Genomic DNA, 24,266 nt, shown 5'->3' on the forward strand with positions numbered 1-24,266 from the left:
TACTACATAATAATCTATAATCTTACAATATCCTATATATTCCCGAAAAAAATCTTCCTCTCATCCACATGAGAGGAAGATTTTGTATATATTTTTACTTAATTGTCGAAGTTTAGTGCACGGTAAATAATTACTGCTGCCTCTGCACGAGTCGCATTGTTATTTGGCAAGAACTTGCCTGCATTTCCAACTACGATTTTGTGAGTTGCCGCAAATGCAACGCCATCTTTTAATGACGCATTAATTTTTCCAGCGTCCGCAAAGTCTTTTAGTGCAGCATTTACATCAGCTACGTTAGAAGCGCCTTGCGATACTTTCAATGCGCGAGCGATCATCGTTGCCATCTCAGCACGAGTAATCGTTGCATTTGGATCAAATTTAGTATCTGAACGGCCGTTAATGATTTTGAGTTGTGCCGCAGCAGCTACGTATGGTGCATACCAAGCAGCTGAATCGACATCAGCAAAACCTTCTGTAGCTGAGCCATTCTCAAGATCAAGAGCACGGATAAGCATTTTCGCGAATTCAGCGCGAGTTACTTTATCTTTCGGTGCAAATTGACCTTCTGATTTTCCTTCGATTGCGCCTTTTGCTGCTACAACGCTAATTTCGCGGCCAGCCCATGCTTCTACAGAAGCAATGTCTTTGAACGAAACTTTGTTTTCTACAACAACATAAGAGGAGAACGAATCACGTGATTCGATAATAGAGTTGCCAGATACACGTCCACCGTGGAATACTAGCTTGCCATCAACGATTTTCGCTACGGAAAGAAGCTCTTTATCTAGACCAGTTGTATCGCCCAGCGGAATGCTGATTACGATCGGTTGATCGAATGAAGTTTTTGCAGTACCGCCAACCGTTAGATTGAAGTCATAAACTTCAGACACTGATTTCAGCGTGCCTACAACGTCAGCTGATACATCGCTTTTCTTAATAGTAAGACCAATTGCAGAAGAGAATGAACCGCCTACAGGAACAGTCACTTCAAATTTGCCAATCGTAAATGTTGCGCCGGATACGTTTCCAGCTGCTGCAGCTTTAACCACTGCATCGGAAAGGTTCAAAACAACATCCTTTTGCGATACTGTACCAAGATCGATTTTCAAAGCAGTCTTGGCAAGTGCAGAAGCTGGTGCTAGTTCTTTAACCTTAGAAGCAACAGTGTTAATGCCGGCAATTGCTGACAATACACTTTTCTCATCCAATTGAAGAACAGCTTGTCCATTTACTGTAGTAACACTTGAAGCTGCGCTGATTGCTGCAAGCTTAGCAATTTCTGCTTTTGCATCAGCAACAAATTTAGTCACAATAGCAGCTTTTTCAGCTTCAGTCGCTTTATCTAGCGCTGCTTTCAAATCGTTTAGCAATTTGTCAGTTGATTCAGGAAGCGGTGTAGCTGGTGTTACTGTGCCACCTGGACCACCCGGAGTGATTGGAGGTGTAGTCGGGTTCAAATATTGATAAGCTTTGAACAAAGATCCTGCCGCAGCAACGAATGTAGCATCTTTGCCTACAGCTTCTCTTGCACGTGACAACACGCCAATGACATCATCTTTAGTAATACCGAAATTTGTAAGCAATATTTGCGCTTTATATTGTTTAGTCGACAATTCGTTCAGTACGCTTTGCATTAATTGCTTAACACTGTCTTTATCAGTCAAAAGAGCGAGCAAACCATCAAAATCCTTGGCGCCTACTTGCTTAACTAATTCTTTCTGAACATCGAAGAAATACAGTGCAATATCATCGATTGAAAGATCAGACACCTTTCCACGATCAGCAAAGGTTTGGAGCAGCGTACCATACTTTGCATGCAATTCTTCAAGTCCTTTTACCGTTGGGCCGTAAGACCACTCTACAGCATCCAAGAAAAGGCCTTCCAATTCTGTTTCTTCTTCATCCGATACAATAATTTTATTTACAATCGGATTTACGATATCGCCTTTTTGATGGATCTCTAAGCCGTTAAGTGCATCTTGCAGCGCTCTTACATTAGCCCAACCATTTGTCGCTTTGAGTGCGTCATCTAGTTTCTTCGCTTCAATCACAAGAGCGGAATCCGCCAATGAAGAAGATGCATAAACAACCCCATTTACTCCAAGCTTCTCTGCCAAACCTTTGCTACTTAGCGGAATTCCAGCGAAAGCCGTAAGGGCTACGCTTGCCGCAATTGTAGAAACTGCTAATTTTTTTCTTAATGTCACTTTCTTCACTCCTAATTATATGATAATAGTTGCACTCATCTAATAGATGAATGACTAATAACGCCAATAAAATCATTTTTAGTATGCGCTTTCTTCAACTTCCAATCATTCTAGCGCGCACTATTTTTTGTAGAAATAGGAAATAAAACGACGCAAAACCCCGTCTGAAGAAACTATAGTAATAGGCTGGTTATGTATAGGTTTGTCGTCTAGCACAGACTGAGCGTTGGATTGCAAATAGGTAACCCACTGTTCTCCCATCCGCCTCTCAATGGACGCATAGGCTTCGCCCAGACGAAAACCGCGGCGCTCAATATGATGAGCATCGGAAGATACAAAATGAATATGGCCCGCCTTCAATAATGACCATGCGGACTGTTCAATGCGCTTACCAAATCCCCCAAGCAGTGAGTGGGTCGTAACCTGTGCGAATGCGCCTGCTTCAATAAGCTCAGCTAATCGATCTGGGTGCTTCACAACTTCTGCATTTCTTTCTGGGTGAGCGATAATCGGTTTCAACTTCAATACATTAAGCTCATGCACGAGCTCAATCATCGCCTTCGGAATACGGGAGGACGGCATCTCAATCAATACATATCTAGAGCCGGCTAAGGGAAGCAATTCTTTTCTATACCAAGCATCGAGCAGATCATCATGAACGCGAATTTCTTGACCTGTATGTATAGCAATAGGCACACCCGCAGCTATTAACCTTTCGTTAATAGTGTGAGTGTGCTTAGCTACGTCGATTGCTGTATTGGTATAGGTTCCATTGGCATGGTGCGGAGTGGCGATGATCGTTGTAATTCCCTCTGATACAGCTGCCCGGGCCATATTCAGAGTATCATCGAAACTTGCCGCACCATCATCCAATCCAGGTAAAATATGCGTATGGATGTCTATCATGCTGAGTTCACTTCCTAGTAGAATTTACCTGTTAGGTAGGTTTGAACCTATTCTACCATAGGAAAATGGATCTTTCAGCACTTCTCCCTATAATTCGACAGTAATTACTCTCACTTTTTCATTATATCCTACTATTTCCAAAAGTGTAAGTAAAAAATTGTAAAATGGAGGGGAATGTTCAGAAAAGTTTCAGAACTATAGAAGCTCTTTACGCAGTTCTGCTGCGGATTTTGGTGAAAGGTAGCCGTATGGAATGTCGAATACGGTTTTGGCTCCAGACTGTCCTTCACGAGCAAATTTATAAGCTGCTCTAGCATAAGCAACGAGCACGCTAGCCGTGAATTCAGGGTTGCTGTCAAGCTTCAAACCGAACTCGATAATTTGAGTGCTGTTCTCGCCTGTTTTGCCACTGCGAAGCACCATACCACCATGAGGCATTGTGGAATGCTCGGCTTTCAATGTCGCTTCATCAATGAAATGAACAGTCGTATTATAATCGGAGAAATAGTTCGGCATCGTACGGATTTCCTCAGCAATCGCGTCTTGATCAGCGCCCTCTTCTGCTACGATGTAGCAATCACGGACGTGCTTCTCACGCGTTGTAAGCTCTGGATTTTCACCGTTACGAACTCGCGCTACTGCCTCTTCACTAGGAATAGTGTACTGAACGCCGTTCTTTACACCTTTCACGCGGCGAATCGCATCTGAATGGCCTTGGCTTACACCTTTGCCCCAGAATGTATATTCCTTGCCTTCTGGCAATATTGCCTCAGCAAGCAAACGATTCAATGAGAACAAGCCTGGGTCCCAGCCTGTGGATATTACGCTTACTTTATTGCTCGTTTTGGCAACTGCATCTACCTGATCAAAAAATTCAGGAATACGCGCATGCGTATCGAAGCTGTCAACCGTATGGAACAAGCGGGCAAAAGCTGGAACCTGCTCTGGCAAATCCGTTGCTGAGCCGCCGCAAAGAATCATAACGTCGATATCATCGACAAAGCGCTCAGCGTCTTCAATTTTATATGCTTTTGTTTCAGACGGAATAGATGCTGGGTCTCTGCGAGTAAAGATCGCATCCAGTCTCATATCCGCACTTTGTCTAATTGCAAGCTCTACGCCGCGTCCAAGATTGCCGTAACCAACAATACCGATGCGAATCTGTTCTGTCATGACGCCGCCACCTCTTCTTGTTTTATAAATATATTAGATCCAGCCTCTAGCTTCCATTGCTGCTGCGATCCGTTTGATCGAAATCATATAAGCAGCTGTACGAAGGTCAGTGTCATGTTCCTTAGCAAGATCACGAACAGCTACGTAAGAAAGAATCATATTCGTCTCAAGCTTCTCAAGAACCTCTGCTTCGCTCCAGTAGTAGTTAGCCAAGTTTTGTACCCACTCGAAGTACGAAACCGTAACGCCGCCTGCATTTGCAAGTACGTCTGGAATAACTGTGATGCCGTGGCTCCAAAGTACGCGATCCGCTTCTGGTGTTGTTGGTCCGTTCGCAGCTTCAGCAACGATTTTTGCTTTAATGCGATCTGCATTTTTAGCAGTAATTACGTTTTCTAGAGCAGCTGGCACCAAAACATCAACATCAAGCTCAAGCAAATCTTCATTAGAAATATAGTACTTCTCGCCATACTCACGGATGGAAGTCGTATCCTTTAGTATGGAGATCTGTTCGATATCCAATCCATTCGGATCGTAAATTCCGCCTCTAGAGTCGCTGACTGCTACAACTTTAATGCCTGCTTCGCTAAGCAAACGAGCAGCAATGCGACCAGCGTTGCCGTAACCTTGAATCGCTGCAGTAGCCGTTTCAATAGGAATATTCTTATCTTGAAGTGCTGCCAGGATCGTGTACACACAGCCTTGTGCTGTTGCTTCATTACGACCTTGGGATCCGCCAAGAATAAGCGGTTTACCTGTAATAACGCCAGGTGAGTTAACGCCTTTTAGTCTGCTGTACGTATCCATCATCCAACCCATGATCTGCGGAGTCGTGTATACGTCCGGTGCAGGAATATCTTTGTCAGGACCTACAAAATCAGCGATAGCTTCCATGAAAGCACGGCTAACACGCTCTAGCTCGCCTTTGCTAAGAAGATGTGGATCACAAATAACTCCGCCCTTGCCGCCGCCGTATGGAAGGCCAACAACGCCGCATTTAAAGCTCATCCACATGGAAAGTGCTTTTACTTCATCAAGCGTTACATCAGGGTGAAAGCGAATGCCGCCCTTAGTCGGTCCAATCGCGTCATTATGTTGGGAACGGTAACCTTCGAACACTCGAATTGAGCCATCATCCATACGAACTGGGAAGTTAACCGACAGCACGCGCTTCGGCTGCTTCAAGATGTCTGTAACATGCTTAGGCAATTGTAGATGGGCCGCTGCAGTATCGATTTGCTGTTGTGCGATTTGGTACGGATTTAACGTTTCTTCTACTATACTCACTGTCATTTTAAGTTCAGTCCTTCTTCGTAGAGTCCGACTCCCATTCCATGGATTAGCCGCTTTTTTGATTTTACCTTTTTCATCACTATTTTAAAAGAAAAATTTCGTTATTTAGTGCAAAAATTCTACATTTTTATCCATTGTCATGTTAGGTTTCATGTGGTGGGAGTTACCATAACACACACTGTTCTTTAATAATCCTTTTTATGTAAAAAATAAAAGGGTTTCGCACTAAGTTAGTCTAACTTAGTACGAAACCCTCACATGATACATTTTTATACAATTAGAATTCAATCTCATAAACTATCAACCACAATTATGAATCACAAGAATTAACCATTCGTCTCTACCGTCTTCACTGACGATTTGCTTCGTGGTTTGCTCTCGATGCTGATCCATATCAGTCCTGCGGCCATACAGCATGCGCCGCACATTTGCAGCAGCGCGATCTTCTCATCGAACATCGCATACCCAGCTACAACAGCCGCCGCCGGAACTGCATAACGGAAAAAGTTAGAGCGCGTTGCGCCAACCTTGAACATACATGCATTCCAAACGACAAAAGCGACAACGGTGCAAATCAATACATTATAGCCAATGGATAAATAATGCCCCGCCTGAAGAGCTGACCAATCGGTTTGCCCCCAAGCCCCAAAGGTGAGCGGCAGCATAAACAACGACCCAAAAGCTATCGTCCACGTGCTTACACGCAGAGCAGAGTAATGCTTCATAAGCGACATGGAGCTCAGATTAAATAACGGACCGACAATGCTGACTCCAAGCGCCATCAAGTTGCCGATCATATTGTCAGATGAGAGACTGAAGCTTTCACCGCCGCCCAGTATGACAAAGCATACTCCAACAATGGATATCGCTCCGCCAATAATGAGCCTTTTCGTGATAGCTTCGCGCATGAATAAAGGAGCAAACAATGCAGCGAAGATCGGCCACGGCGCTACGTTCAGCAGCGACGCATTGGCTAAGGTCGTATATTTAATCGAGTACATCACCGTAATTTCGAGCAGTGTAATGCCAACCAGCCCAATGAGAGCAAGCTTCGGCACGATTCGCCATGGAATGCCCACACTGCCCTCTCTTAGCTTAAGAATGAGAAAGAAAAACGGAATAGCCAATCCAAATCTCAAAAACGAGAAAACGATGGGATTAAACGACTCCATAGCTAACCGCGATATGCCGAAGTTCGCTCCCCACACAACAGCGATTAGTATAAGACCGCCGTAATTCATCCATCTGCTATTCATGCTCTCCGCCCCATCTATTCACATTTGCCGCCTCATCTGGAAATCTCTCATCCAGCATAGCATGGGAATCATTAGAAAAATGCTATCTCTTTTGTTTATTTCTTATGCATTTTAAACTCAAGGAACAACTCGTTATAGTGGGCCAGCATTCTTTTGCCGAGGTTGTCGTAAACCTCAAGCCTTTCAGTCAGCTCTTCATCTGGGTAAAAACGCTCATCGGTCGCAATCTCCTCAGGCAGCAGCGCCAGCGCCGCTTCATTCGGAGTCGAGTAACCAACATATTCCGCGTTCTGAGCAGCCACTTCAGGGTCGAGCATGAAGTTGATAAATTGATGCGCGCCTTCGATATTTTTGGCCGTCTTCGGAATAACCATATTATCAAACCAAAGATTTGAGCCTTCCTCTGGCACGATATAATCAAGCTTATCGTTCTCATCCATAATTTCCGATGCATCACCCGACCAAACAAGACCGACCGCAGCTTCTTCGTTTGCAAGCAGCATCTTGATTTCGTCTCCGACAATCGCCTTCACGTTAGGCGTCATCTGGAGCAGCTTCGCTTTCGCCTCCTGCAAATGAGCCTCTTCCGTATCATTCAGCGAATAACCTAAAGAGTTAAGCCCCATGCCCATAACCTCGCGCGCGCCGTCCAGCAGCAGGATCTGGTTGCGCAGGCTTTTATCCCATAGATCATTCCAACTGGAGAAAGTCAGGTCCCCGACTAGCTCTGGATTGAACACAATTCCGACAGTCCCCCAAAAATAAGGAATGGAGTAAGCGTTATCCGGATCAAATGATAAATTCATGAACCGCGGATCGATATATTTTAAATTTGGAAGCTTCGAATGATCGAGCTTTAAGAGCAAACCATCCTCTTTCATCTTGCTAATCGCATATTCAGAGGGAATGCTCACATCAAACGTCGTACCGCCTTGTCCAATCTTGGTCATCATCGCTTCATTCGAATCGAAGGTTTGGTAAATGACCTTTATGCCTGTCTCCTCTTCAAAGCGGTCAAGCAGCTCGGGATCAACATAATCGCCCCAATTGTAAATCGTCAGTGTATTGCTTCCGCTGTAGCCTTCACTATCATTCAAATACGAAGTCAGGTAGATGAGGCCAAATGAAACAACAAACACGATTACGAACATACGCACAAGCTGTGTCATTAGTGCCCCTCCTTGCTTGACGGCTTCATGTTTCGTTGATTAATGAAGTAATAACCAACGACAAGAATGATCGTAAATAAGAAAATAAGTGTCGACAACGCATTGATCGATAACGACACGCCTTGGCGCGCTCGTGAGTAAATCTCAACAGAGAGCGTCGAGAAGCCATTGCCGGTTACAAAGAACGTTACCGCAAAGTCATCTAGCGAATACGTCAGCGCCATGAAGAACCCTGCGAATATGCCCGGTCTGATGAATGGAAGCACAACGCGCGTCAGCACCTGCCACGAGCTGGCACCAAGATCATGCGCCGCATCAATCAACGTTGAGCTCATTTCCTGCAGCTTCGGCAGCACCATAATAACGACAATCGGAACACTGAACGCAATATGCGACAGCAAGACGGACACAAAGCCCAGCTTGATGCCAATCATCGTAAATAGGATAAGAAAGGACGCACCGATAATAACATCGGGACTTACGATCAATACATTATTGAGCGTCAAAAGCGATTGTTTCGGTCGATTGCTGCGAATGTGATGAATAGCTATCGCACCAATAACACCAAGAATCGTCGAAATTGCAGCGGACAGCAGCGCAATAACGAACGTGTTCAGGACAATGATGAGCAAACGAGTATCCGCGAAAACCTCTTTGTAATAGTCAAGCGTGAAGCTTTCGAAATTACGCATCGAGCCGCCGCTATTGAACGAATAAAACATTAAATAGAAAATAGGCGCATAGAGTACTGCGAACACGAGTACGAGATAGATGTTCGACCATTTATTTTTTACGCGCATCTGCCGCACCTCGCTTTCGGTTGCCGGTCAACAGCATCATCGCCGCCATTGCTAGAATCAAGAACACAGCAATCGTCGAACCCATACCCCAGTCCTGCGTCACGAGAAAATGCTGCTCAATTGCCGTACCTAGCGTAATAACCCGATTGCCGGCAATAAGCCTCGTAATCATGAACAGAGATAATGCAGGTATAAATACAGCCATACAGCCGGACTTCACACCACTGATCGTTAGTGGAAATATAACACGCCGAAACGTCGTCCACGCGGATGCGCCCAGATCACGCGCCGCATACACAAGCGTCGGATTCATTTCCTCCAATGCATTGAAGATCGGCAAAATCATAAAAGGAATAAAAATATAAACAGATACGAAAATAAAGCTAAAGTCCGTAAACAAAATTTGCTGTTTCGGAATGCCGATCGCTTCCAGTACGGAGTTTGCAAAGCCGTATGTACCGAACAAGCCAATAAACGCATAAGCCTTTAACAGCAAATTGATCCAGCTGGGCAGTATAATAAGCAGCAGCCAGAGCTGTTTATGCTTCGTTTTTGTCAATAAATAAGCAGCCGGATACGCGACAAGCAATGATATTGCGGTAATCAGAAACGCGTACCAGAAGGAGCTAAGCGTCATTTTCATATAAACCGGCGTAAAGAACTTCACATAATTGTCCAGCGTGAAGTTGCCCTCTACATCAAAGAAGGAGTAATAGGCAATTAACACGATCGGCGCTATAACAAATAACACGATCCAAGCCATATACGGTATGAGATAAAAACTGCGTGATTTATTCGACATCTGCGGCCTCGCTGTATGCTTCAAGACGCTTATCGAATTCTTCTTCCGTTTCACCTAGTCTCATAACATGGATGGCTTCTGGGTCAAAGGTTAATCCGATCTGCTCCCCTACTGTAGCTTTGCGAGTGGAATGGACAAGCCACTCATTTCCTGATTCATCGTAACAACAAATCTCGTAATGTACGCCGCGGAACAATTGTGAATCTACACGCACTTGCAGCTTACCGTTCTCTGAAGAAGTTATTTCCAAATCCTCTGGCCTGATTACAATATCAACAGCCTCATTTGGCGTGAGCCCTTGATCGACGCATTCAAATGAACGACCAGCGAACTCCACCTCGAAGTTGCGTGCCATTCGGCCTGGTACAATATTGGATTCACCAATAAAATCCGCAACAAAGCGATTGATCGGCTCATCGTAAATATCTGTTGGCGTCCCGCTTTGTTGAATTTTTCCTTCATTAATAACAAAAATTTCGTCAGACATCGCCAGCGCTTCCTCTTGGTCATGCGTTACAAATATAAATGTGATGCCAAGTCGGCGCTGCAGCTCGCGCAGCTCGTACTGCATTTCCGTGCGAAGCTTAAGGTCAAGCGCTGATAACGGCTCGTCCAGCAAAATAATTTCCGGCTCGTTCACGATCGCCCGCGCGATGGCAACACGCTGCCGCTGACCGCCGGACATCTCCGAAATCTCCCGTGATTCGTAACCGTCCAAGTTGACGAAACGAAGCGCATCCTTCACTTTATTCGTCACATCCGCGTTTTTCATCTTCTTGATTCGCAGGCCAAAGGCAACATTCTCGAACACATTAAGATGAGGAAAGAGAGCGTAATCCTGGAAAACCGTATTCACTTGGCGTTCATTCGCTGGAACCCGGTTTATCACTTTATTATGGAAATAGATTTGACCCTCTGAGGGTTCGGTAAAGCCAGCTATTAGCCGGAGCACCGTCGTCTTGCCGCAGCCGGACGGACCAAGCAGCGTATAAAATTTGCCTCGCTCTATTGTAAAGCTGACGTCTTTGAGGACAGCAGCAGCATTATGAGCATATTGTTTTGTCACATGTTCAAAACGAATAATCGTTTGGTCTTGCATATCGCATTCCCCTTTGCAGTTTTAGAAGAAACAATAGTGATTATACAGCATCCCCGAAAATCAGCAATACTAAAAGGAAAAATGATGTCAACAATGCTCATGACGCAACCTGTTTTTCAATTCATTGAATATGAAAGCGCTATACATTACGATTAATTCAGGTTCATTTAGTGAACATTATTATAAATTGGAGGTTTAAGCATGAGTAAACTGACATCCGAACAACCGGTATCCGGCGGAGTTAAAGTTTCCGTACAACGATTTGGTCGTTTTCTAAGCGGCATGGTCATGCCGAATATTGGCGCTTTTATTGCATGGGGACTCATTACGGCACTATTTATTCCAACAGGCTGGTTTCCGAACGAAAGCCTAGCAACACTTGTTGGACCGATGATTACCTACTTGCTCCCTATACTCATCGGCTATACCGGTGGTCAAATGATTCACGGCGTACGCGGAGGCGTAGTTGGCGCAATCGTCACACTCGGCGTTATTGCAGGGGCGGACATTCCAATGTTCCTCGGAGCCATGATCGTTGGACCGCTAGCCGCATGGGTGCTGAAGAAATTCGATCAATCTATTGAAGGAAAGATTCCTTCGGGCTTTGAAATGCTCATCAACAATTTCTCGTCCGGCATTATTGGCGGCGGTCTTGCACTGATTGCCTTCAAAGGAATCGGGCCTGTCGTAGCCGCATTAAGCAAAGTACTTGCTTCAGGTGTAGAGTGGCTGATCAACACAGGTTTCCTGCCGCTTGCGAACATTTTGATCGAGCCAGCTAAAGTACTGTTTCTCAACAACGCGATTAACCACGGCATACTAGGTCCGCTCGCGCTGGATCAAGCATCACAAGCCGGCAAATCCATCATTTACATGCTGGAATCCAACCCAGGACCTGGTCTTGGCATTCTGCTTGCTTATTGGGTATTCGGAAAAGGAATGGTTAAGCAATCGGCGCCAGGCGCTGTTGTCATTCATTTCTTCGGCGGTATACACGAGATTTACTTCCCGTATATTCTAATGAATCCGCGTTTGATTATCGCAGCTATCGCTGGGGGTGTTGCTGGTACATTCACCTTCTCCATCTTCGGAGCTGGTCTTGTCGCCGCGCCATCACCGGGCAGCATTATCGCCTATATCACCATGACGCCAAAAGGCGGACTACTAGCAATGCTAAGCGGCGTAGTCGTCGCAACAATCGTTTCATTCCTTGTCTCTGCCGTACTTCTGAAAACAAGCAAGCAGGCAGGAGATAACGACAACGAGCTTGAGCTCGCTGCACAAAAAGTTCAGCAAATGAAAGCTGAGTCCAAAGGCAATGCTGCTTCACCTTCCGTAGAACAAGTACAACTAACGAAAGAGCAAGTGAACAAAATTGTATTTTCCTGCGATGCAGGTATGGGCTCAAGCGCGATGGGCGCTTCCATATTGCGCAAAAAAATAAATGCAGCTGAGCTGCCGATTACCGTTATCAACACGGCGATCAACGATATTCCAGGCGATGCCGACATCGTGATCACCCATAAAACATTGACTGACCGCGCACGCCTAAAGGCGCCAAACGCAGAGCATATTTCCATTGATAATTTCCTTAAAAGTCCAGAGTATGACTTGCTCGTACAAAGACTAAGTTCATGAATTCATACTTAACGCTGACAGTTTACTGTCGGCGTTAAGTCCATTCTTCTGCTAAGGAGGATAGCCTATCAAAGCCTCAACTAGGCAACGTCGAATTATCGAACTGCTGCTGAGTCAAAAGCAAGAAATTACCGCAGCCGATATCGCGTCCATTGTCGGTACGAGCACAAGGACGATCCATCGCGAGCTTGTCGATATCGAATCGTTACTTGCCGCAAACGGCATTGCACTTCACAAAATAGCAGGGCTTGGTATTCAAGTAGAAGCAGACTCGGATACTCTTGAACGATTCAAACAATCGTTTGAGCCGTCTGATTACTTTGAATATTCGGCTGAAGAACGAAAAATCGTTATTCTCTGCAGGCTGCTTGAGCATGACGAGCCGATAAAGCTGTTTGCACTCGCCCATGAGCTGCGCGTAACGATGCCGACCATCAGCCATGATCTCGATGAGCTGGAGGAACTGATCAATAAACATGGGATGACCCTTGTTCGCAGAAGAGGGTATGGCGTTGAAATTATTGGATCTGAAGAAGATAAGCGTCATTCGATTAGCTTGCTTGCCATAAATCATCTCGACGATTCCGATTTATTCGGTCAATTCAAGAACCTTACAGTCTCAAACCCGATCACAGCACAGCTGCTCGACATGATCGGCAAAGAAAACTTTAAACGGCTCGAGCATGCGTTATGGGAACTAAACGACGAATGGCCGCACACATTGTCCGAATCTAACTATACAAGATTGCTTATTAAGCTGTCGGTTGCGTTAACCCGAATAGAGAACAATTGCTTTGTCTCAGCAAGCGAATATCGTCATTCTGATGAAATCATTCCATTGCTGCGAAGCCTGCTGGTTGCACTCAATCTACAGCTCCCAATAGAAGAAAAAACGTATCTTTCACAACTGCTGAATAGCGAAGCTTTTCTAGATAACGGTCTGTTGATTCATCATGAAGATATGAAGGCCATTGAAGGTGTCAGGCTGCTCATCCGTTATGTCGAGGATCAGCTTAACATGTCGCTCATGGAGGATCGATCGCTAGAGGAAGGACTCATTCAGCATATAAAACCAGCCTTTCAGCGCATTAAGGACGGCTTCGCCATCCGCAATCCGATGTTAGTGCCGATCAAAAAAGATTACGCTATATTGTTTTCCATTGTTCAAAGCGCTGTACAACAGGTTTATCCGCTTCTACAAGTGCCAGATGAGGAGATCGGTTATATCGTTATGCATTTCGGAGCTTCCCTTGAGCGGTTAAAGCCTTTTCCAAGAAAAATAAGAGCTGTCCTCGTTTGCACGAGCGGCATCGGTTCATCCAAGCTTTTAGCTGTCAAAATTGCTAACGTACTGCCGCAAATCGACCTGATCGGTCATTATTCATGGTATGAAGCGACAAGGCTTCCGCCGAGCCGCTATGATTTGATCATTTCAACTGTTGATTTGCCGCTAGAGCCGGATCGCTATATTAAGCTGAGTCCTCTGCTCACGCCGGAAGAAACCAATAAGCTTCGCAGCTATATAGAGGGCACAACCTTGAAGAAGGCCGCTCCCTCCCTATCAGCAAACGAAGATACGGCAGGCCAGTCACCTCTGGATCGTTTGCTTCAGCTTCAGCTGTATTCCGGCATCGTTCTTCAGCTGCTTGACGGCTTCCATGTGCATGATTTAACGCTGTTGCCAGATCAAGATCGATTGGATCACCAGCTGCCGAGCATGCTTTCCTTAATCGGAAAGCCATATATCGATGCAAATCGCGAAAAAATAGCCGATCAGCTACTCGCAAGAGAACTGCAAGGAAGTCTAGTCATACCAGATACCGAGCTTGCTCTGCTTCATACACGCAGCGAATGGATTAAAGAGCCTCTGCTTGCTTTATATCGATATGATCGAACTTTGCAGCTAGGCGAGGATGAAGATGCGCAGGCCAAGCACCTGTTGATGATGCTCGGCCCTCTCAAGCTTGATTCCTATAGCCTTGAGCTGCTAAGTGAAATTAGCGCAATGCTGCTGCTGCCGGATCTGCTTGCTTTATTAGCGCATGATGATGCGGCAAGCATTAAGCTGTTTATTTCAAAGAAGCTGGAACAATATATAAAAACCAAATTGGATTGGAGAGAATAATCATGACCATTCTATCTACAGAGAAAGTAAAATTAAACGTTAGCCTTAAGGACAAATACGAAGCGATCCGCATGGTTGGACAAATGCTTGTTGACGCAGGGCATGCTCCGCAGTCGTATATCGACAAAATGATTGAGCGCGAGGAGTCTCTATCCACCTACATTGGCGGAGGGCTTGCCATGCCTCATGGCACGAATGAATCGAAAGCACTTATTAAATCCACAGGCATGGCCATCATTACCGTACCGGCAGGCGTAGACTTCGGCGGCGAAGAGCCTGCACAATTAATTATCGGCCTAGCGGCTGTCGGCGACGATCACCTTGATATTTTGACCAATGTTGCTGTGCTCGTGTCTGAGGAAGAAGATATGCAGCGCATCTTGAACGCTTCGTCGGAGCAAGAATTGATTTCTATCTTTGAATCGGGGATGGAATCATGAAGGCCGTTCACTTCGGCGCAGGCAACATAGGCAGAGGTTTTATCGGTTTGCTGCTGCATAACGCGGGCTACGAGGTATGTTTTGTTGATGTAAATGATACGCTTGTCTCGCAGCTGCAGGAAAAAGGGCAATATGCGGTTAAGATTGCAAACGAGCAAGGCGACACGTATCTAGTTGACCATATAACGGCTATTGACGGTAAAAATATAGATTTAGTCGCTAAAACTATCGCAGAAGCGGATATCGTCACAACCGCTGTTGGCGTATCGGTACTGAAGCACATTGCCGCTGCAGTTGCTAAAGGAATTGAGCTTAGAATCGAGGGCAGCAAAGCCGCTCTTCCTGTTATTGCGTGCGAGAATGCCCTTGGCGGCAGCACGATTTTGAAGCAATTCGTATATGGCCATCTATCTGCGGATGTACAGGCGAAAGCCGATCAGCATATCGTTTTCCCTGACGCCGCCGTTGACCGTATCGTTCCGCTGCAGCAAAATGAAGACCCGCTTGAAGTTATGGTCGAACCTTTCTATGAGTGGACTGTAGAGCGTTCCCCATTGCTTAATTCACTTAAGGAAATTGACGGAGTACACTACGTCGATCAACTGGAGCCGTATATCGAGCGCAAGCTGTTCACTGTTAATACAGGGCATTGCGTTGCAGCGTATCACGGATTCCTTAAAGGCTGCGAGACGATTCAAGAAGCGATGAACAACAAAGATATATTGGCAGAGGTACGAGGCGCATTGCAGGAATCAGGAGCTGCGCTTATCCAAACGTATCAATTCGATGAGAAAGAGCATGCGCTTTATGTTGAGCAAATTTTGGAGCGCTTTGTTAATCCTTACTTGGTAGACGAGGTAGTTCGAATCGGCCGCTCGCCTATTCGCAAGATTTCTCCGAATGACCGTCTAGTTAGACCGGCCTCATTAGCTTATAAATACGGCATGCCTGCCATCCATTTGACCACGGCCATGGCAGCGGCTTTACATTTTAATGCTGCAGATGATCCCGAGGCTGCCGAGCTGCAAGCTTCCATTAAGGAAATAGGCCTTCAATCTACGATAACAAAATATACAGGTTTAGATGAGCAGCATCCGCTTCACATACAAGCGGCAGAGCAATACCGCAAGCTGGAGCAATCACTTCAATCTGCGGCGAAAGGAGTCTAAAGTTAATGACACTAACACTTAAAGGGATAGCAGCATCACCGGGTATCGCCATTGCCCCGGTCTTCCATCTCGCATCCGAGCGTTTCATACCGACTGAGCAATCTGTGCAAGACAGTGCGCAGGAAATAGAAACGTTCCGCCGTGCTGTAGCAAGCACCCGTGAAGAGGTTGAAGCGATTCGCGCAAAAACAGAGGAGCGCCTCGGAGCAGACAAGGCCGAAATATTCGAAGGTCATCTGATGATTTTGGAAGATCCTGATTTCATTGAAGCGATTGAGCAAAAAATAGCCGAAGAATCCATAGATGCTCAATTTGCGCTCCATGAGATATCTAAATATTTTATCGACCTTCTGCAATCGATGACCGATGAACTGCTAAGAGGGCGCGCTGTTGATATTGAGGACGTATCCGGACGTATCATGAGTCATTTGCGCGGCGTTCCGCATACTGACCTAGCCAATCTGTCGGAGGAGTGTATTATCGTTGCGCGCGATCTGACGCCTTCAGATACCGCTCAGCTTAATTTGAACTTCGTACGCGGTTTTGTCACAGAGATAGGCAGCCGCACCTCGCATTCTGCCATTATGGCGCGGTCATTGGAAATACCAGCAATCGTAGGGATCGGTCAAGCGGTTCACGATATGAAAGAACAAGCCGTTATTATCGTTGATGCGGCTGAAGGCATTGTCCTAATTGAGCCTACGGAAGAAGAGCTGGCAGCCTATCTAGAAAAGAAACAAAAGGATGATCTGCGCAGAGCGGAATTAAGCAAGCTGAAGGATAAGCTCACTTTATCCAAGGATGGCAAGCAAGTAGAGCTGGCAGCCAACATCGGCAGCTTGGAAGATATTCAGCGGGCAATCGACAACGGCGCCGAAGGAATTGGACTTTTTCGTACCGAATTTCTATATATGGGGCGCAGCTCCCTCCCAACTGAGGAGGAGCAATTCACCAGCTATAAATATGCACTTGAGAAAATGAACCCTAAGCCAGTCGTCATCAGGACGCTTGATATAGGCGGAGACAAGGAGCTCCCCTACATGGAGCTGCCAAAGGAAAGCAACCCATTCTTAGGACAGCGCGCGCTGCGCCTATGTCTCGATAGACAGGACTTGTTCCGTACACAGCTGCGGGCACTTCTCCGTGCCAGCCGCTACGGCAATTTGAAAATCATGTTCCCGATGATTGCTGTATTAGAGGAGCTCCTCGAGGCAAAGAAGCTGCTTGATGAAGAAAAGCAGAAGCTCATCGCCGAAGGCGTACAGCTTGCCGAGCATATTGAAATTGGCATGATGGTCGAAATTCCAGCCGCGGCAGTCGCTGCTGATCTTTTCGCTCCTGAAGTTGATTTCTTCAGCATCGGCACTAATGATTTGATTCAATATACAATGGCGGCAGACCGTATGAACGAAACGGTATCGTACCTTTACCAGCCATGGCATCCATCCTTGCTTCGCCTTATCAGCTTCGTTATTCAAGCGGCTGAGAAGGAAGGCAAATGGGTGGGCATGTGCGGCGAGATGGCAGGCGATCAGACGGCAATCCCTTTGCTTCTCGGCCTTGGCCTGCATGAATTCAGCATGAGCGCAGGTTCGATTCTGCAAGCAAGAGAGCTGATCGGACAGCTCGACCAGTCCGAATGGTCGGTTCATGCCAATCAAGCACTGACTATGCGGAGCACTCAGGAAATTACACAATTCGTAGAACGCACAAGAAACGGAGTGATTCATCATGATTAGCAAAACTTACACTATCATCAATCCGACGGGCTTTCATGTACGCCCAACTAAAACCTTCGTCCAAACAGCAAACACCTTTCCTTGTAAAATCAGCGTCATTGCCAAAGGCAAAAAAGTAAACGGCAAAAGCTCGCTTAGCATGCTGACACTTGGTATTGCGATGAATGAAGAAGTCACTTTGGAAATTGACGGCGAACAGGAAGAGCAAGCGCTCGAGACGCTTGGTCAATTGCTCACTGAAATTCACGAATAGCAGATAATTAACGGCTGGCCGAATGAGAAGAGATCATCTTAATTGATCGCTTCCAAGATGGTCAGCCGTTTTTGTATATGACTGTGCGGAGTTAGTCCGGCTCACCTCACTTCCTTGTTCTACATTTGCATACAAAAAAAGACGCCCTCATCCCCTTTTCATTGTGGTTTTGAGAGCGTCTTTGCATATTGGGCTGTGTCACGGATTATCCGAGACTAGCCCTTTTTTTAAATTAAACAGATGCCGGAACTGCTGGTTCCAACTGATCGTCCTTCGTTTTCCGATGGGACAAAGTAAAGTACAGATAAGAAAGCACTGCGAACAGAATAGCAATGCCCACCATAATTGCAACATATCCAGCCATCGAGCTGAAATCTCCGCTTGAGATAATATCTCTAAAGCCTTTGACCGAGTAAGTCATTGGCAGGAACGGCGATACTTTTTGCAGCCATCCAGGTACAAGCTCGATAGGGAATGTGCCCGCAGAGCTCGTTAATTGGAAAATAAGCAAAATTACTGCGATAAACCGCCCCGGATTGCCCATTGAAGCAACTAGGAATTGAATAATCATCATAAATGTAATGCTGGTTAGTATGGAGTACATGACGAACAAGCCCATGCTTTGCACTTCCAGCTTCAGCACATAAATAAGAGCAGCATCCGCAATCAATGCCTGAATGGTACCGATTAGCGCTAAAGTGAGTGCTTTACTCAAAAACCAGCTCCAGCCGTTAACTGGACGAACAGCCGGCTCACGAACCGAATATACAATCGTTAATAGCATAGCTCCGACATATAATCCAAGCGATAGGAAATACGGCGCAAGACCCGTACCGTAGTTATCTACCTTCGTTACTTTCTCTACATCAAGCTTCACTGGATCGGAGAACATATCCACCATCGTATCGGTCAGCTTTAGATCAGACGTCTTATCCGACGCTTCATTCAGCTTGCCAGACAACTCCTGCGTGCCATCCTCCAGCTTCAACAAACCTGAAGCTACTTGCTGCGCACCATCCTCCAGCTCTACCGAACCATTAACGAATGGCGTAATGCTTGAGGACAACTGTGAAAGTCCAGACGTAAGCGTTGCTGCCCCGCTGTTCAGCTGTTTGGCACCTGCTGCAATCTTTGTTCCGCCGGCACTTGCTTCAGCAAGCTTCGCGCCGAACTGATTCATGCCGGTTGAAAATTTCTTCGCACCAGCGACTACCTGCTCTGCGCCTGCACCAAGCTGCTTGCCGCCGGCCGCTGCTTCCTCGACCTTCTTATCGAAGGTTCCTAGTCCATCAGATACCTTGACTAGGCCGTCGCTCAGCTTAGACGCCCCGTCTCTTAGCTGCTTCTGTCCTTCTGAAGACTTCTCCAGACCCGCCGCAAGCTCTCGGCTCGCTTTGAGCAAAGACGCAAAGCTTTCGCTCTCCGCCAGCTCTGGATTCGCCTGACCCAGCTGCGCCAGCCCATTCGCCAGCTGCGACGCTCCTGCCTTCAGCTGCTCCTCGCCCGCAGCTGATTCCTTAAGACCGCCCGCTAGCTGCCCCGCAGCCTGCTGCGCGTCCGACGCGCCTCCCGCCAGCTGTCCACTCGCTCCGGCTAATTGCGACAAGCCGTCGCTAAGCTTCACTGCTCCGGCTCCAAGCAAGCCCGCGCCTTCACCGAGCGATGCTGCTCCCGCGCCAAGCTCCTTCTGCGCTGCCAGCAGCTGCTCCAAGCCGCTAGCCAAGCCAGACGTGCCCGTGCTAAGCTCGGCACTGCCTTTGCCAAGCACCTTGCCGCCATCGTTCAGCTTAGCGACTCCCTCTTTGAGCGTAAGCGATCCGCTGACCAGCTTCGCTAAGTTTTTCTCGATGAGTACGGCTCCGTCCTTCGCCTTCGTCGTCCCATCAGCAATTTCACCTGCACCGTCGCTCGCTTTGCTTATGCCGTCCACGAGCTCCTCCATTTGCTCAAATACAGTGCGCGTATAAGCCGACGTCACTTCTTTATTAAGCTCCATTTTCATGGTGTCGACTGCTTTGCTGCCAATCTGAGAAGCTAAAAAGTTATAGCTCTCATTAGCTAAATACGTTAGCTTAGCTGGCGTTGGCTTATCTGAAGTTAAAGTGGTTGTTTTCTCCGAGAAGTCAGAAGGAATCTCAATGGCCAAATAGTAGCTATGATCTTCCATTCCCGCCTCGGCTTCCTCTTTACTTACGAAGTGCCATTCAAATTTTTCATTTTCCTTTAGCTCTGCCTCAAAATCATCGCCAATATGCATCATCTCGCCGTTAAATTCATACCCTTTATCCGCATTAACGACAGCTACCGGCATCTTATCCAAATTTCCGTACGGGTCCCAAAACGCCCCTAGAAACATCGATGAGTACATAACGGGAATCATCAGCACGCCAATTACCGATATCAACAACATTTTGTTGCGGCCGATTCCGGACAATTCTTTACCAAACTGCTTTAAACCTTTGAACTTCAAATCGTCCACTCTCCCAGTTACTGATTGACCATTTCTCTCATTCGGTCATTTCTTTGTGTAAAAAAAGGCATCCAGGTTATTCCGGAGCCAATCCTACTTGCATATAGAATCGCAATTTTTCCGCTACTTGCTGTTTGTCCAGCGGTTCATGCGTTTTTTTCCATTCTACCGTAAGCGCCATATACAAGCGGAGCATAACAAACGCAGTCATTTCTGGATCACAAGGCTTAATCTCGCCTTTATCGATCGCCAGCTGGATTTGATGTTGAATATAACCAACGACTGCCTTCTCTATTTGCTGTATACCCTCCAGCGCCATGGGCGTACCAATCTCGCGTACCTCATGCGATAGCTTAAGTGCAAGCTCATGTTCCTCGCGAAAATCGAGCAGCTGCTCGAGCGCAGCGTTCAAATTATCGAAGAATAACCGATTAGGATCAACAACCTTTTCTGCAACCTGCTTCATTTCAATAATAAGCTTCTTCATAATTTCGTGGAACAACTCTTCTTTATTCGTAAAGAACGTGTAGATCGTCCCTTTGCCCACATTCGCAATTTTCGCTACCTGATCCATGGTCGTCGCCTTATACCCAAACAGCGCGAACGACTTCCCCGCAGCATTCACAATCTGCTGTCGTCGATCAATGGCCATTCCTTCACCTCCGAGCATTTCATTCCTTTATCCTTTTAAAAAATGACCAAAAAACTAAAACGGTCATTTCGACTTCCGTTATCATAGCACGCTCCAATTCCGATTGCAATACCCGATTCATACAATAGCAATATGGCTCAGGGCATAACGACAAAAAAATGACTTTACTCGTCAAAAAGCGCTATACTATATGTACGGTTTTAATTAATTTCTGCACAGCAGATTAAAAGGAGTGTTCCCCTTATGTCATACAAAGAAATCACGTCCATTGAAGAATGGAACAACGTCTATGAGGCTTCAGCTACTCGTCCACTCGTTATATTCAAGCACAGCACCACTTGCCCGGTCAGCGCTAACGCTTACCAAGAGTTCAATCAATATCTTGATGGGAAACCAAGAGAAGATGTGGAATACGTGCTTGTAAAAGTCATCGAATCGCGTCCGGTTTCCAACCAAATCGCTGAAGATACTTCCGTTAAGCATGAGTCCCCGCAAATTATTTTTATCGAGAAAAAAGAAAAAGTGTGGACGACGTCCCACTGGTCGATTACTAAAGCTCATATTACAGCGGTGCTCGACTAATTTTTTATAAATTTTTTAAAAAATAGCTTCCAGCCATATGCCTCAGCGCATAACGGTTGGGAGCTTTTTTTTCATACTAATCCTCCGGATCTAGCTTACATTCTGCCAGCGTCAGCATTCGAGTACGATACTTCCATTTGTGTCCGATAAAGATGGCAAGGAAAAGGGGAATGCCGATGTAGGAGGCGAAGATATAGGCCCAATCAATACAGCCATCCTTGAGCGCGCCGATAAACTGACCGCCAATCACAACAATACAGAGCAGCGTAGCGAGAATAGGACCAAACGGAAACCATTTCGCCAAATAGGCCAGATCCTCAAGCTTGCGGCCTTGTGATACATAGGCTCTGCGAAAGCGGTAATGGCTAATTGCAATGCCAAGCCAAACGATAAAGCCAGACATCCCCGAAGCATTCAGCAGCCATACGTAGACGACGCCGTCACCGAAGAAGGAAGCTAAGAAAGCGAGCATGCCAAGAGCACCCGTCGCAAGGAGCGCCGCTACAGGAACCCCACGCACGTTCAGTTTTGCCAGAAATCGAGGAGCCTTCCCCTCCTTCGCCAGCACCCAAAGCATCCGCGTAGAGGCATACATACCGGAATTGCCTGCTGACAATACCGAGGTCAATATGACTGCATTCATAATCGAAGCCGCTACGGCAAGACCTGCTCTCTCGAAAATGATCGTAAAGGGACTCGTCGAAATGTCTCCGCTCGCGAGCTGCGCGTTTGAATAAGGGATCAACATGCCAATTAGCAATATCGCCAATATGTAGAACAAGAGGATTCTCCAAAAAATAGAACGGATGGCACGCGGGATATTCTCGCGAGGATTCTCACTCTCTCCAGCCGTTACTCCAATTAGCTCCGTTCCTTGAAAAGAGAAGCCAGCTGCCATAAATACGCCTAACGTAGCTAAAAAACCAGCAGGAAACGGATTGTCCGTCAGATTGCTTATGCCAACCGCTTTCCCATTCCAAATGCCGATCACCATCATCAAGCCGATAGCGATAAACACGATTACCGTTACAATTTTGATCATGGCAAGCCAGTATTCCGATTCACCGTAACCCTTAACAGACAGAAGGTTAAGGCTAAGCATTAGCAATAGAAATAGACCGCTCCACAAAATAGACGGACTGTTCGGAAACCAAAACTTCATAATAAGCGTGGCTGCAGACAGCTCCGCTGCAATCGTAATCGCCCAGTTGTACCAATAGTTCCAGCCAAGCGCAAAACCAAGCGAAGGATCAACAAAACGTGCTGCATAGGTGCTGAACGTTCCAGACACAGGCATATAGGTAGCCATTTCCCCTAAGCTTGTCATCAGAAAATATACCATAATGCCAATCAGCGAATAAGCAAGCACCGCTCCTCCCGGCCCAGCAGAGTGAATGGCACCGCCGCTCGCAAGAAACAACCCCGTGCCGATAGAACCTCCAAGCGATATCATAGTCATATGCCGAGCCTTCAGACCTCTGCGCAGCGTGTTTGAATCCTCTCGTTGCTCACTCATTGTCACGTTCCTCCTTTCCATCTCCTCAGTTTGTTGAATTTCCCGTATTTTATCCATCCGATAAAAAATTTAACAAGACGCTAGATTGAAGAATTTTAAGATAAGACCTTCTAAATAAACGATGCAAAAGTTTGTGAATAAGCCGCTAATAAACTAGATGATTATCCAGTATCACACTGCGTCAAAATACGACAAATGGACTATCATAATTTCCATATTTTAATATATAATGGGAAGGTGTGAATTCCACGCAATCATGAAAGGAATGGTAAAATGTTTGGTAAATTAGCAGCAGATGCCCTAGGAATAAGTGATATTGGCGCGATCATCAAGCCCGCAGATTTCAGCAAAGCCGATTCTGACGATTACGTCATGCACGAGGATAATGAGAAGATTTATTTTCTCATTAAGTCAAAAACCGACGAATATTGCTTCACGAACCTAGCACTCATACATCTTGACGGCAAAAGCGCTATGAGCAAAAAACGGACATTGAAACGATACTCTTACAGTGCTAATCAAATTTCACAAGTAGCATTAGAAACAGCTGGAACAGTCGATCTCGATGTTGAAATCAAGTTCACGATTGGCTCAGTGCCATTCTCCATTGATGTCAACAAGAAGCATATCGAAGAGCTGAAGGACCTTTATAAAGCACTTATCAAAATTTCAGAAATTACACGCGAGAATGAAATCTCGCTTGAATATGCAAGACGCAGCCTGGATCTCGCATCCACAACGTTGCAGCAAATCCATAAAGGCGACTTCAATGTCGTCGAACAGTTCGACGGACTGAACAAATCCGCGTTCAACTGGCTTGTAAATACGCACAAGCAATATCGCATCAAGGATTTTGGCGCTATTTTTGAGCGTTATATCAATAATTAATTCGGACGTTTAAACCTTATCATCACAAAGCAGATCCGCTCATTTGAGCCGATCTGCTTTTTTCATACCAATTACATCACTTTAATGTA

Annotated in this window: 20 protein-coding genes and 1 pseudogene; 9 read left to right on the forward strand and 12 right to left on the reverse strand. The window is 46.1% G+C overall.

Going from position 1 to position 24,266, the window contains the following annotated elements; genetic code table 11:
• Positions 1-98: 98 nt before the first annotated feature.
• From AB4Z45_RS17740 to AB4Z45_RS17780, 9 genes are all read right to left on the reverse strand, one after another.
• A complete protein-coding gene (locus AB4Z45_RS17740; protein WP_441910562.1) occupies positions 99-2,207 on the reverse strand; it encodes an S-layer homology domain-containing protein in 2,109 nt (702 codons plus the stop codon).
• Positions 2,208-2,327: 120 nt separating this feature from the next.
• Entirely contained in the window at positions 2,328-3,113 is a 786-nt protein-coding gene (locus tag AB4Z45_RS17745) for a tyrosine-protein phosphatase (RefSeq protein ID WP_441910563.1), read from the reverse strand.
• 195 nt (positions 3,114-3,308) lie between these two features.
• Entirely contained in the window at positions 3,309-4,286 is a 978-nt protein-coding gene (locus AB4Z45_RS17750) for a diaminopimelate dehydrogenase (RefSeq protein WP_076268473.1), read from the reverse strand.
• 33 nt (positions 4,287-4,319) lie between these two features.
• On the reverse strand, positions 4,320-5,579 hold the full coding sequence (locus tag AB4Z45_RS17755) for a Glu/Leu/Phe/Val family dehydrogenase (RefSeq protein ID WP_076268474.1): 1,260 nt from the start codon (positions 5,577-5,579) through the stop codon (positions 4,320-4,322).
• 326 nt (positions 5,580-5,905) lie between these two features.
• Positions 5,906-6,835: a DMT family transporter gene (locus tag AB4Z45_RS17760; protein ID WP_441910564.1), complete on the reverse strand. Its 930-nt coding sequence runs from the start codon at positions 6,833-6,835 to the stop codon at positions 5,906-5,908.
• 95 nt (positions 6,836-6,930) lie between these two features.
• On the reverse strand, positions 6,931-8,004 hold the full coding sequence (locus AB4Z45_RS17765) for an ABC transporter substrate-binding protein (protein WP_441910565.1): 1,074 nt from the start codon (positions 8,002-8,004) through the stop codon (positions 6,931-6,933).
• Positions 8,004-8,804 carry an ABC transporter permease gene (locus AB4Z45_RS17770; RefSeq protein ID WP_441910566.1) on the reverse strand — a complete coding sequence of 267 codons (801 nt, stop codon included), beginning with the start codon at positions 8,802-8,804 and terminating at the stop codon, positions 8,004-8,006. Before AB4Z45_RS17770 ends, AB4Z45_RS17765 begins: the two co-directional genes overlap by 1 nt.
• Entirely contained in the window at positions 8,788-9,606 is an 819-nt protein-coding gene (locus AB4Z45_RS17775) for an ABC transporter permease (RefSeq protein WP_076268478.1), read from the reverse strand. The genes AB4Z45_RS17770 and AB4Z45_RS17775 overlap by 17 nt, the downstream gene beginning before the upstream one ends.
• Positions 9,596-10,705 (reverse strand): ABC transporter ATP-binding protein, encoded by a 1,110-nt coding sequence (locus AB4Z45_RS17780; RefSeq protein ID WP_441910567.1) that lies wholly within the window; start codon positions 10,703-10,705, stop codon positions 9,596-9,598. Before AB4Z45_RS17780 ends, AB4Z45_RS17775 begins: the two co-directional genes overlap by 11 nt.
• 201 nt (positions 10,706-10,906) lie before the next feature.
• On the opposite strand from AB4Z45_RS17780, the gene AB4Z45_RS17785 reads away from it, so the two are divergent.
• The 7 genes and pseudogenes from AB4Z45_RS17785 (at position 10,907) to AB4Z45_RS17815 (ending at position 18,069) form a co-directional block, all read left to right on the forward strand.
• On the forward strand, positions 10,907-12,343 hold the full coding sequence (locus AB4Z45_RS17785) for a PTS mannitol transporter subunit IICB (RefSeq protein ID WP_441910568.1): 1,437 nt from the start codon (positions 10,907-10,909) through the stop codon (positions 12,341-12,343).
• A 94-nt stretch (positions 12,344-12,437) separates the two neighbouring features.
• A pseudogene (locus AB4Z45_RS17790) lies at positions 12,438-12,584 on the forward strand (HTH domain-containing protein); the annotation flags it as partial.
• Between the two features lie 183 nt (positions 12,585-12,767).
• Positions 12,768-14,468, forward strand: a complete 1,701-nt coding sequence (locus tag AB4Z45_RS17795) for a BglG family transcription antiterminator (protein WP_441910569.1) — start codon at positions 12,768-12,770, stop codon at positions 14,466-14,468.
• Between the two features lie 2 nt (positions 14,469-14,470).
• The gene (locus AB4Z45_RS17800; protein WP_441910570.1) at positions 14,471-14,908 is read left to right on the forward strand and encodes a PTS sugar transporter subunit IIA; all 438 of its coding nucleotides are present in this window, start codon (positions 14,471-14,473) and stop codon (positions 14,906-14,908) included.
• Entirely contained in the window at positions 14,905-16,077 is a 1,173-nt protein-coding gene (locus AB4Z45_RS17805; RefSeq protein WP_441910571.1) for a mannitol-1-phosphate 5-dehydrogenase, read from the forward strand. Before AB4Z45_RS17800 ends, AB4Z45_RS17805 begins: the two co-directional genes overlap by 4 nt.
• A 5-nt stretch (positions 16,078-16,082) precedes the next feature.
• The gene (ptsP, locus tag AB4Z45_RS17810) at positions 16,083-17,816 is read left to right on the forward strand and encodes a phosphoenolpyruvate--protein phosphotransferase (protein ID WP_441910572.1); all 1,734 of its coding nucleotides are present in this window, start codon (positions 16,083-16,085) and stop codon (positions 17,814-17,816) included.
• Positions 17,809-18,069: an HPr family phosphocarrier protein gene (locus AB4Z45_RS17815; protein WP_339206371.1), complete on the forward strand. Its 261-nt coding sequence runs from the start codon at positions 17,809-17,811 to the stop codon at positions 18,067-18,069. Before ptsP ends, AB4Z45_RS17815 begins: the two co-directional genes overlap by 8 nt.
• Positions 18,070-18,301: 232 nt before the next feature.
• Here AB4Z45_RS17815 and AB4Z45_RS17820 read toward each other — a convergent pair whose 3' ends face one another.
• Together AB4Z45_RS17820 and AB4Z45_RS17825 are read right to left on the reverse strand one after the other, a co-directional pair.
• Positions 18,302-20,539, reverse strand: a complete 2,238-nt coding sequence (locus AB4Z45_RS17820; RefSeq protein WP_441910573.1) for a YhgE/Pip family protein — start codon at positions 20,537-20,539, stop codon at positions 18,302-18,304.
• A gap of 76 nt (positions 20,540-20,615) precedes the next feature.
• Positions 20,616-21,191, reverse strand: a complete 576-nt coding sequence (locus tag AB4Z45_RS17825; RefSeq protein ID WP_441910574.1) for a TetR/AcrR family transcriptional regulator — start codon at positions 21,189-21,191, stop codon at positions 20,616-20,618.
• A gap of 243 nt (positions 21,192-21,434) precedes the next feature.
• On the opposite strand from AB4Z45_RS17825, the gene ytxJ reads away from it, so the two are divergent.
• Positions 21,435-21,773, forward strand: coding sequence for a bacillithiol system redox-active protein YtxJ (ytxJ, locus tag AB4Z45_RS17830; protein ID WP_076268487.1), 339 nt, complete (start codon positions 21,435-21,437; stop codon positions 21,771-21,773).
• Between the two features lie 76 nt (positions 21,774-21,849).
• On the opposite strand, the gene AB4Z45_RS17835 is transcribed toward ytxJ, so the two are convergent.
• Positions 21,850-23,289: an amino acid permease gene (locus tag AB4Z45_RS17835; RefSeq protein ID WP_441910575.1), complete on the reverse strand. Its 1,440-nt coding sequence runs from the start codon at positions 23,287-23,289 to the stop codon at positions 21,850-21,852.
• A gap of 273 nt (positions 23,290-23,562) precedes the next feature.
• Here AB4Z45_RS17835 and AB4Z45_RS17840 point away from each other — a divergent pair, with 273 nt between their 5' ends.
• Complete coding sequence (locus AB4Z45_RS17840; protein ID WP_441910576.1) at positions 23,563-24,177, forward strand: PH domain-containing protein; 615 nt, start codon at positions 23,563-23,565, stop codon at positions 24,175-24,177.
• The last annotated feature ends 89 nt before the right edge of the window (positions 24,178-24,266 follow it).

The organism is Paenibacillus sp. MCAF9 (genome assembly GCF_052114265.1).
Taxonomy (GTDB): domain Bacteria; phylum Bacillota; class Bacilli; order Paenibacillales; family Paenibacillaceae; genus Pristimantibacillus.

What these genes read in the sequence shown, in the direction of transcription:
- AB4Z45_RS17825 (WP_441910574.1), bottom strand. Translation starts at nt 21,191, where the DNA reads ATGGCCATTGATCGACGACAGCAGATTGTGAATGCTGCGGGGAAGTCG.
- AB4Z45_RS17815 (WP_339206371.1), top strand. Translation starts at nt 17,809, where the DNA reads ATGATTAGCAAAACTTACACTATCATCAATCCGACGGGCTTTCATGTA.
- AB4Z45_RS17760 (WP_441910564.1), bottom strand. Translation starts at nt 6,835, where the DNA reads ATGAATAGCAGATGGATGAATTACGGCGGTCTTATACTAATCGCTGTT.
- AB4Z45_RS17785 (WP_441910568.1), top strand. Translation starts at nt 10,907, where the DNA reads ATGAGTAAACTGACATCCGAACAACCGGTATCCGGCGGAGTTAAAGTT.
- ytxJ (WP_076268487.1), top strand. Translation starts at nt 21,435, where the DNA reads ATGTCATACAAAGAAATCACGTCCATTGAAGAATGGAACAACGTCTAT.
- AB4Z45_RS17840 (WP_441910576.1), top strand. Translation starts at nt 23,563, where the DNA reads ATGTTTGGTAAATTAGCAGCAGATGCCCTAGGAATAAGTGATATTGGC.
- AB4Z45_RS17805 (WP_441910571.1), top strand. Translation starts at nt 14,905, where the DNA reads ATGAAGGCCGTTCACTTCGGCGCAGGCAACATAGGCAGAGGTTTTATC.
- AB4Z45_RS17835 (WP_441910575.1), bottom strand. Translation starts at nt 23,289, where the DNA reads ATGAGTGAGCAACGAGAGGATTCAAACACGCTGCGCAGAGGTCTGAAG.
- AB4Z45_RS17745 (WP_441910563.1), bottom strand. Translation starts at nt 3,113, where the DNA reads ATGATAGACATCCATACGCATATTTTACCTGGATTGGATGATGGTGCG.
- AB4Z45_RS17775 (WP_076268478.1), bottom strand. Translation starts at nt 9,606, where the DNA reads ATGTCGAATAAATCACGCAGTTTTTATCTCATACCGTATATGGCTTGG.
- AB4Z45_RS17755 (WP_076268474.1), bottom strand. Translation starts at nt 5,579, where the DNA reads ATGACAGTGAGTATAGTAGAAGAAACGTTAAATCCGTACCAAATCGCA.
- AB4Z45_RS17770 (WP_441910566.1), bottom strand. Translation starts at nt 8,804, where the DNA reads ATGCGCGTAAAAAATAAATGGTCGAACATCTATCTCGTACTCGTGTTC.
- AB4Z45_RS17800 (WP_441910570.1), top strand. Translation starts at nt 14,471, where the DNA reads ATGACCATTCTATCTACAGAGAAAGTAAAATTAAACGTTAGCCTTAAG.
- AB4Z45_RS17795 (WP_441910569.1), top strand. Translation starts at nt 12,768, where the DNA reads ATGCCGACCATCAGCCATGATCTCGATGAGCTGGAGGAACTGATCAAT.
- ptsP (WP_441910572.1), top strand. Translation starts at nt 16,083, where the DNA reads ATGACACTAACACTTAAAGGGATAGCAGCATCACCGGGTATCGCCATT.
- AB4Z45_RS17765 (WP_441910565.1), bottom strand. Translation starts at nt 8,004, where the DNA reads ATGACACAGCTTGTGCGTATGTTCGTAATCGTGTTTGTTGTTTCATTT.
- AB4Z45_RS17780 (WP_441910567.1), bottom strand. Translation starts at nt 10,705, where the DNA reads ATGCAAGACCAAACGATTATTCGTTTTGAACATGTGACAAAACAATAT.
- AB4Z45_RS17750 (WP_076268473.1), bottom strand. Translation starts at nt 4,286, where the DNA reads ATGACAGAACAGATTCGCATCGGTATTGTTGGTTACGGCAATCTTGGA.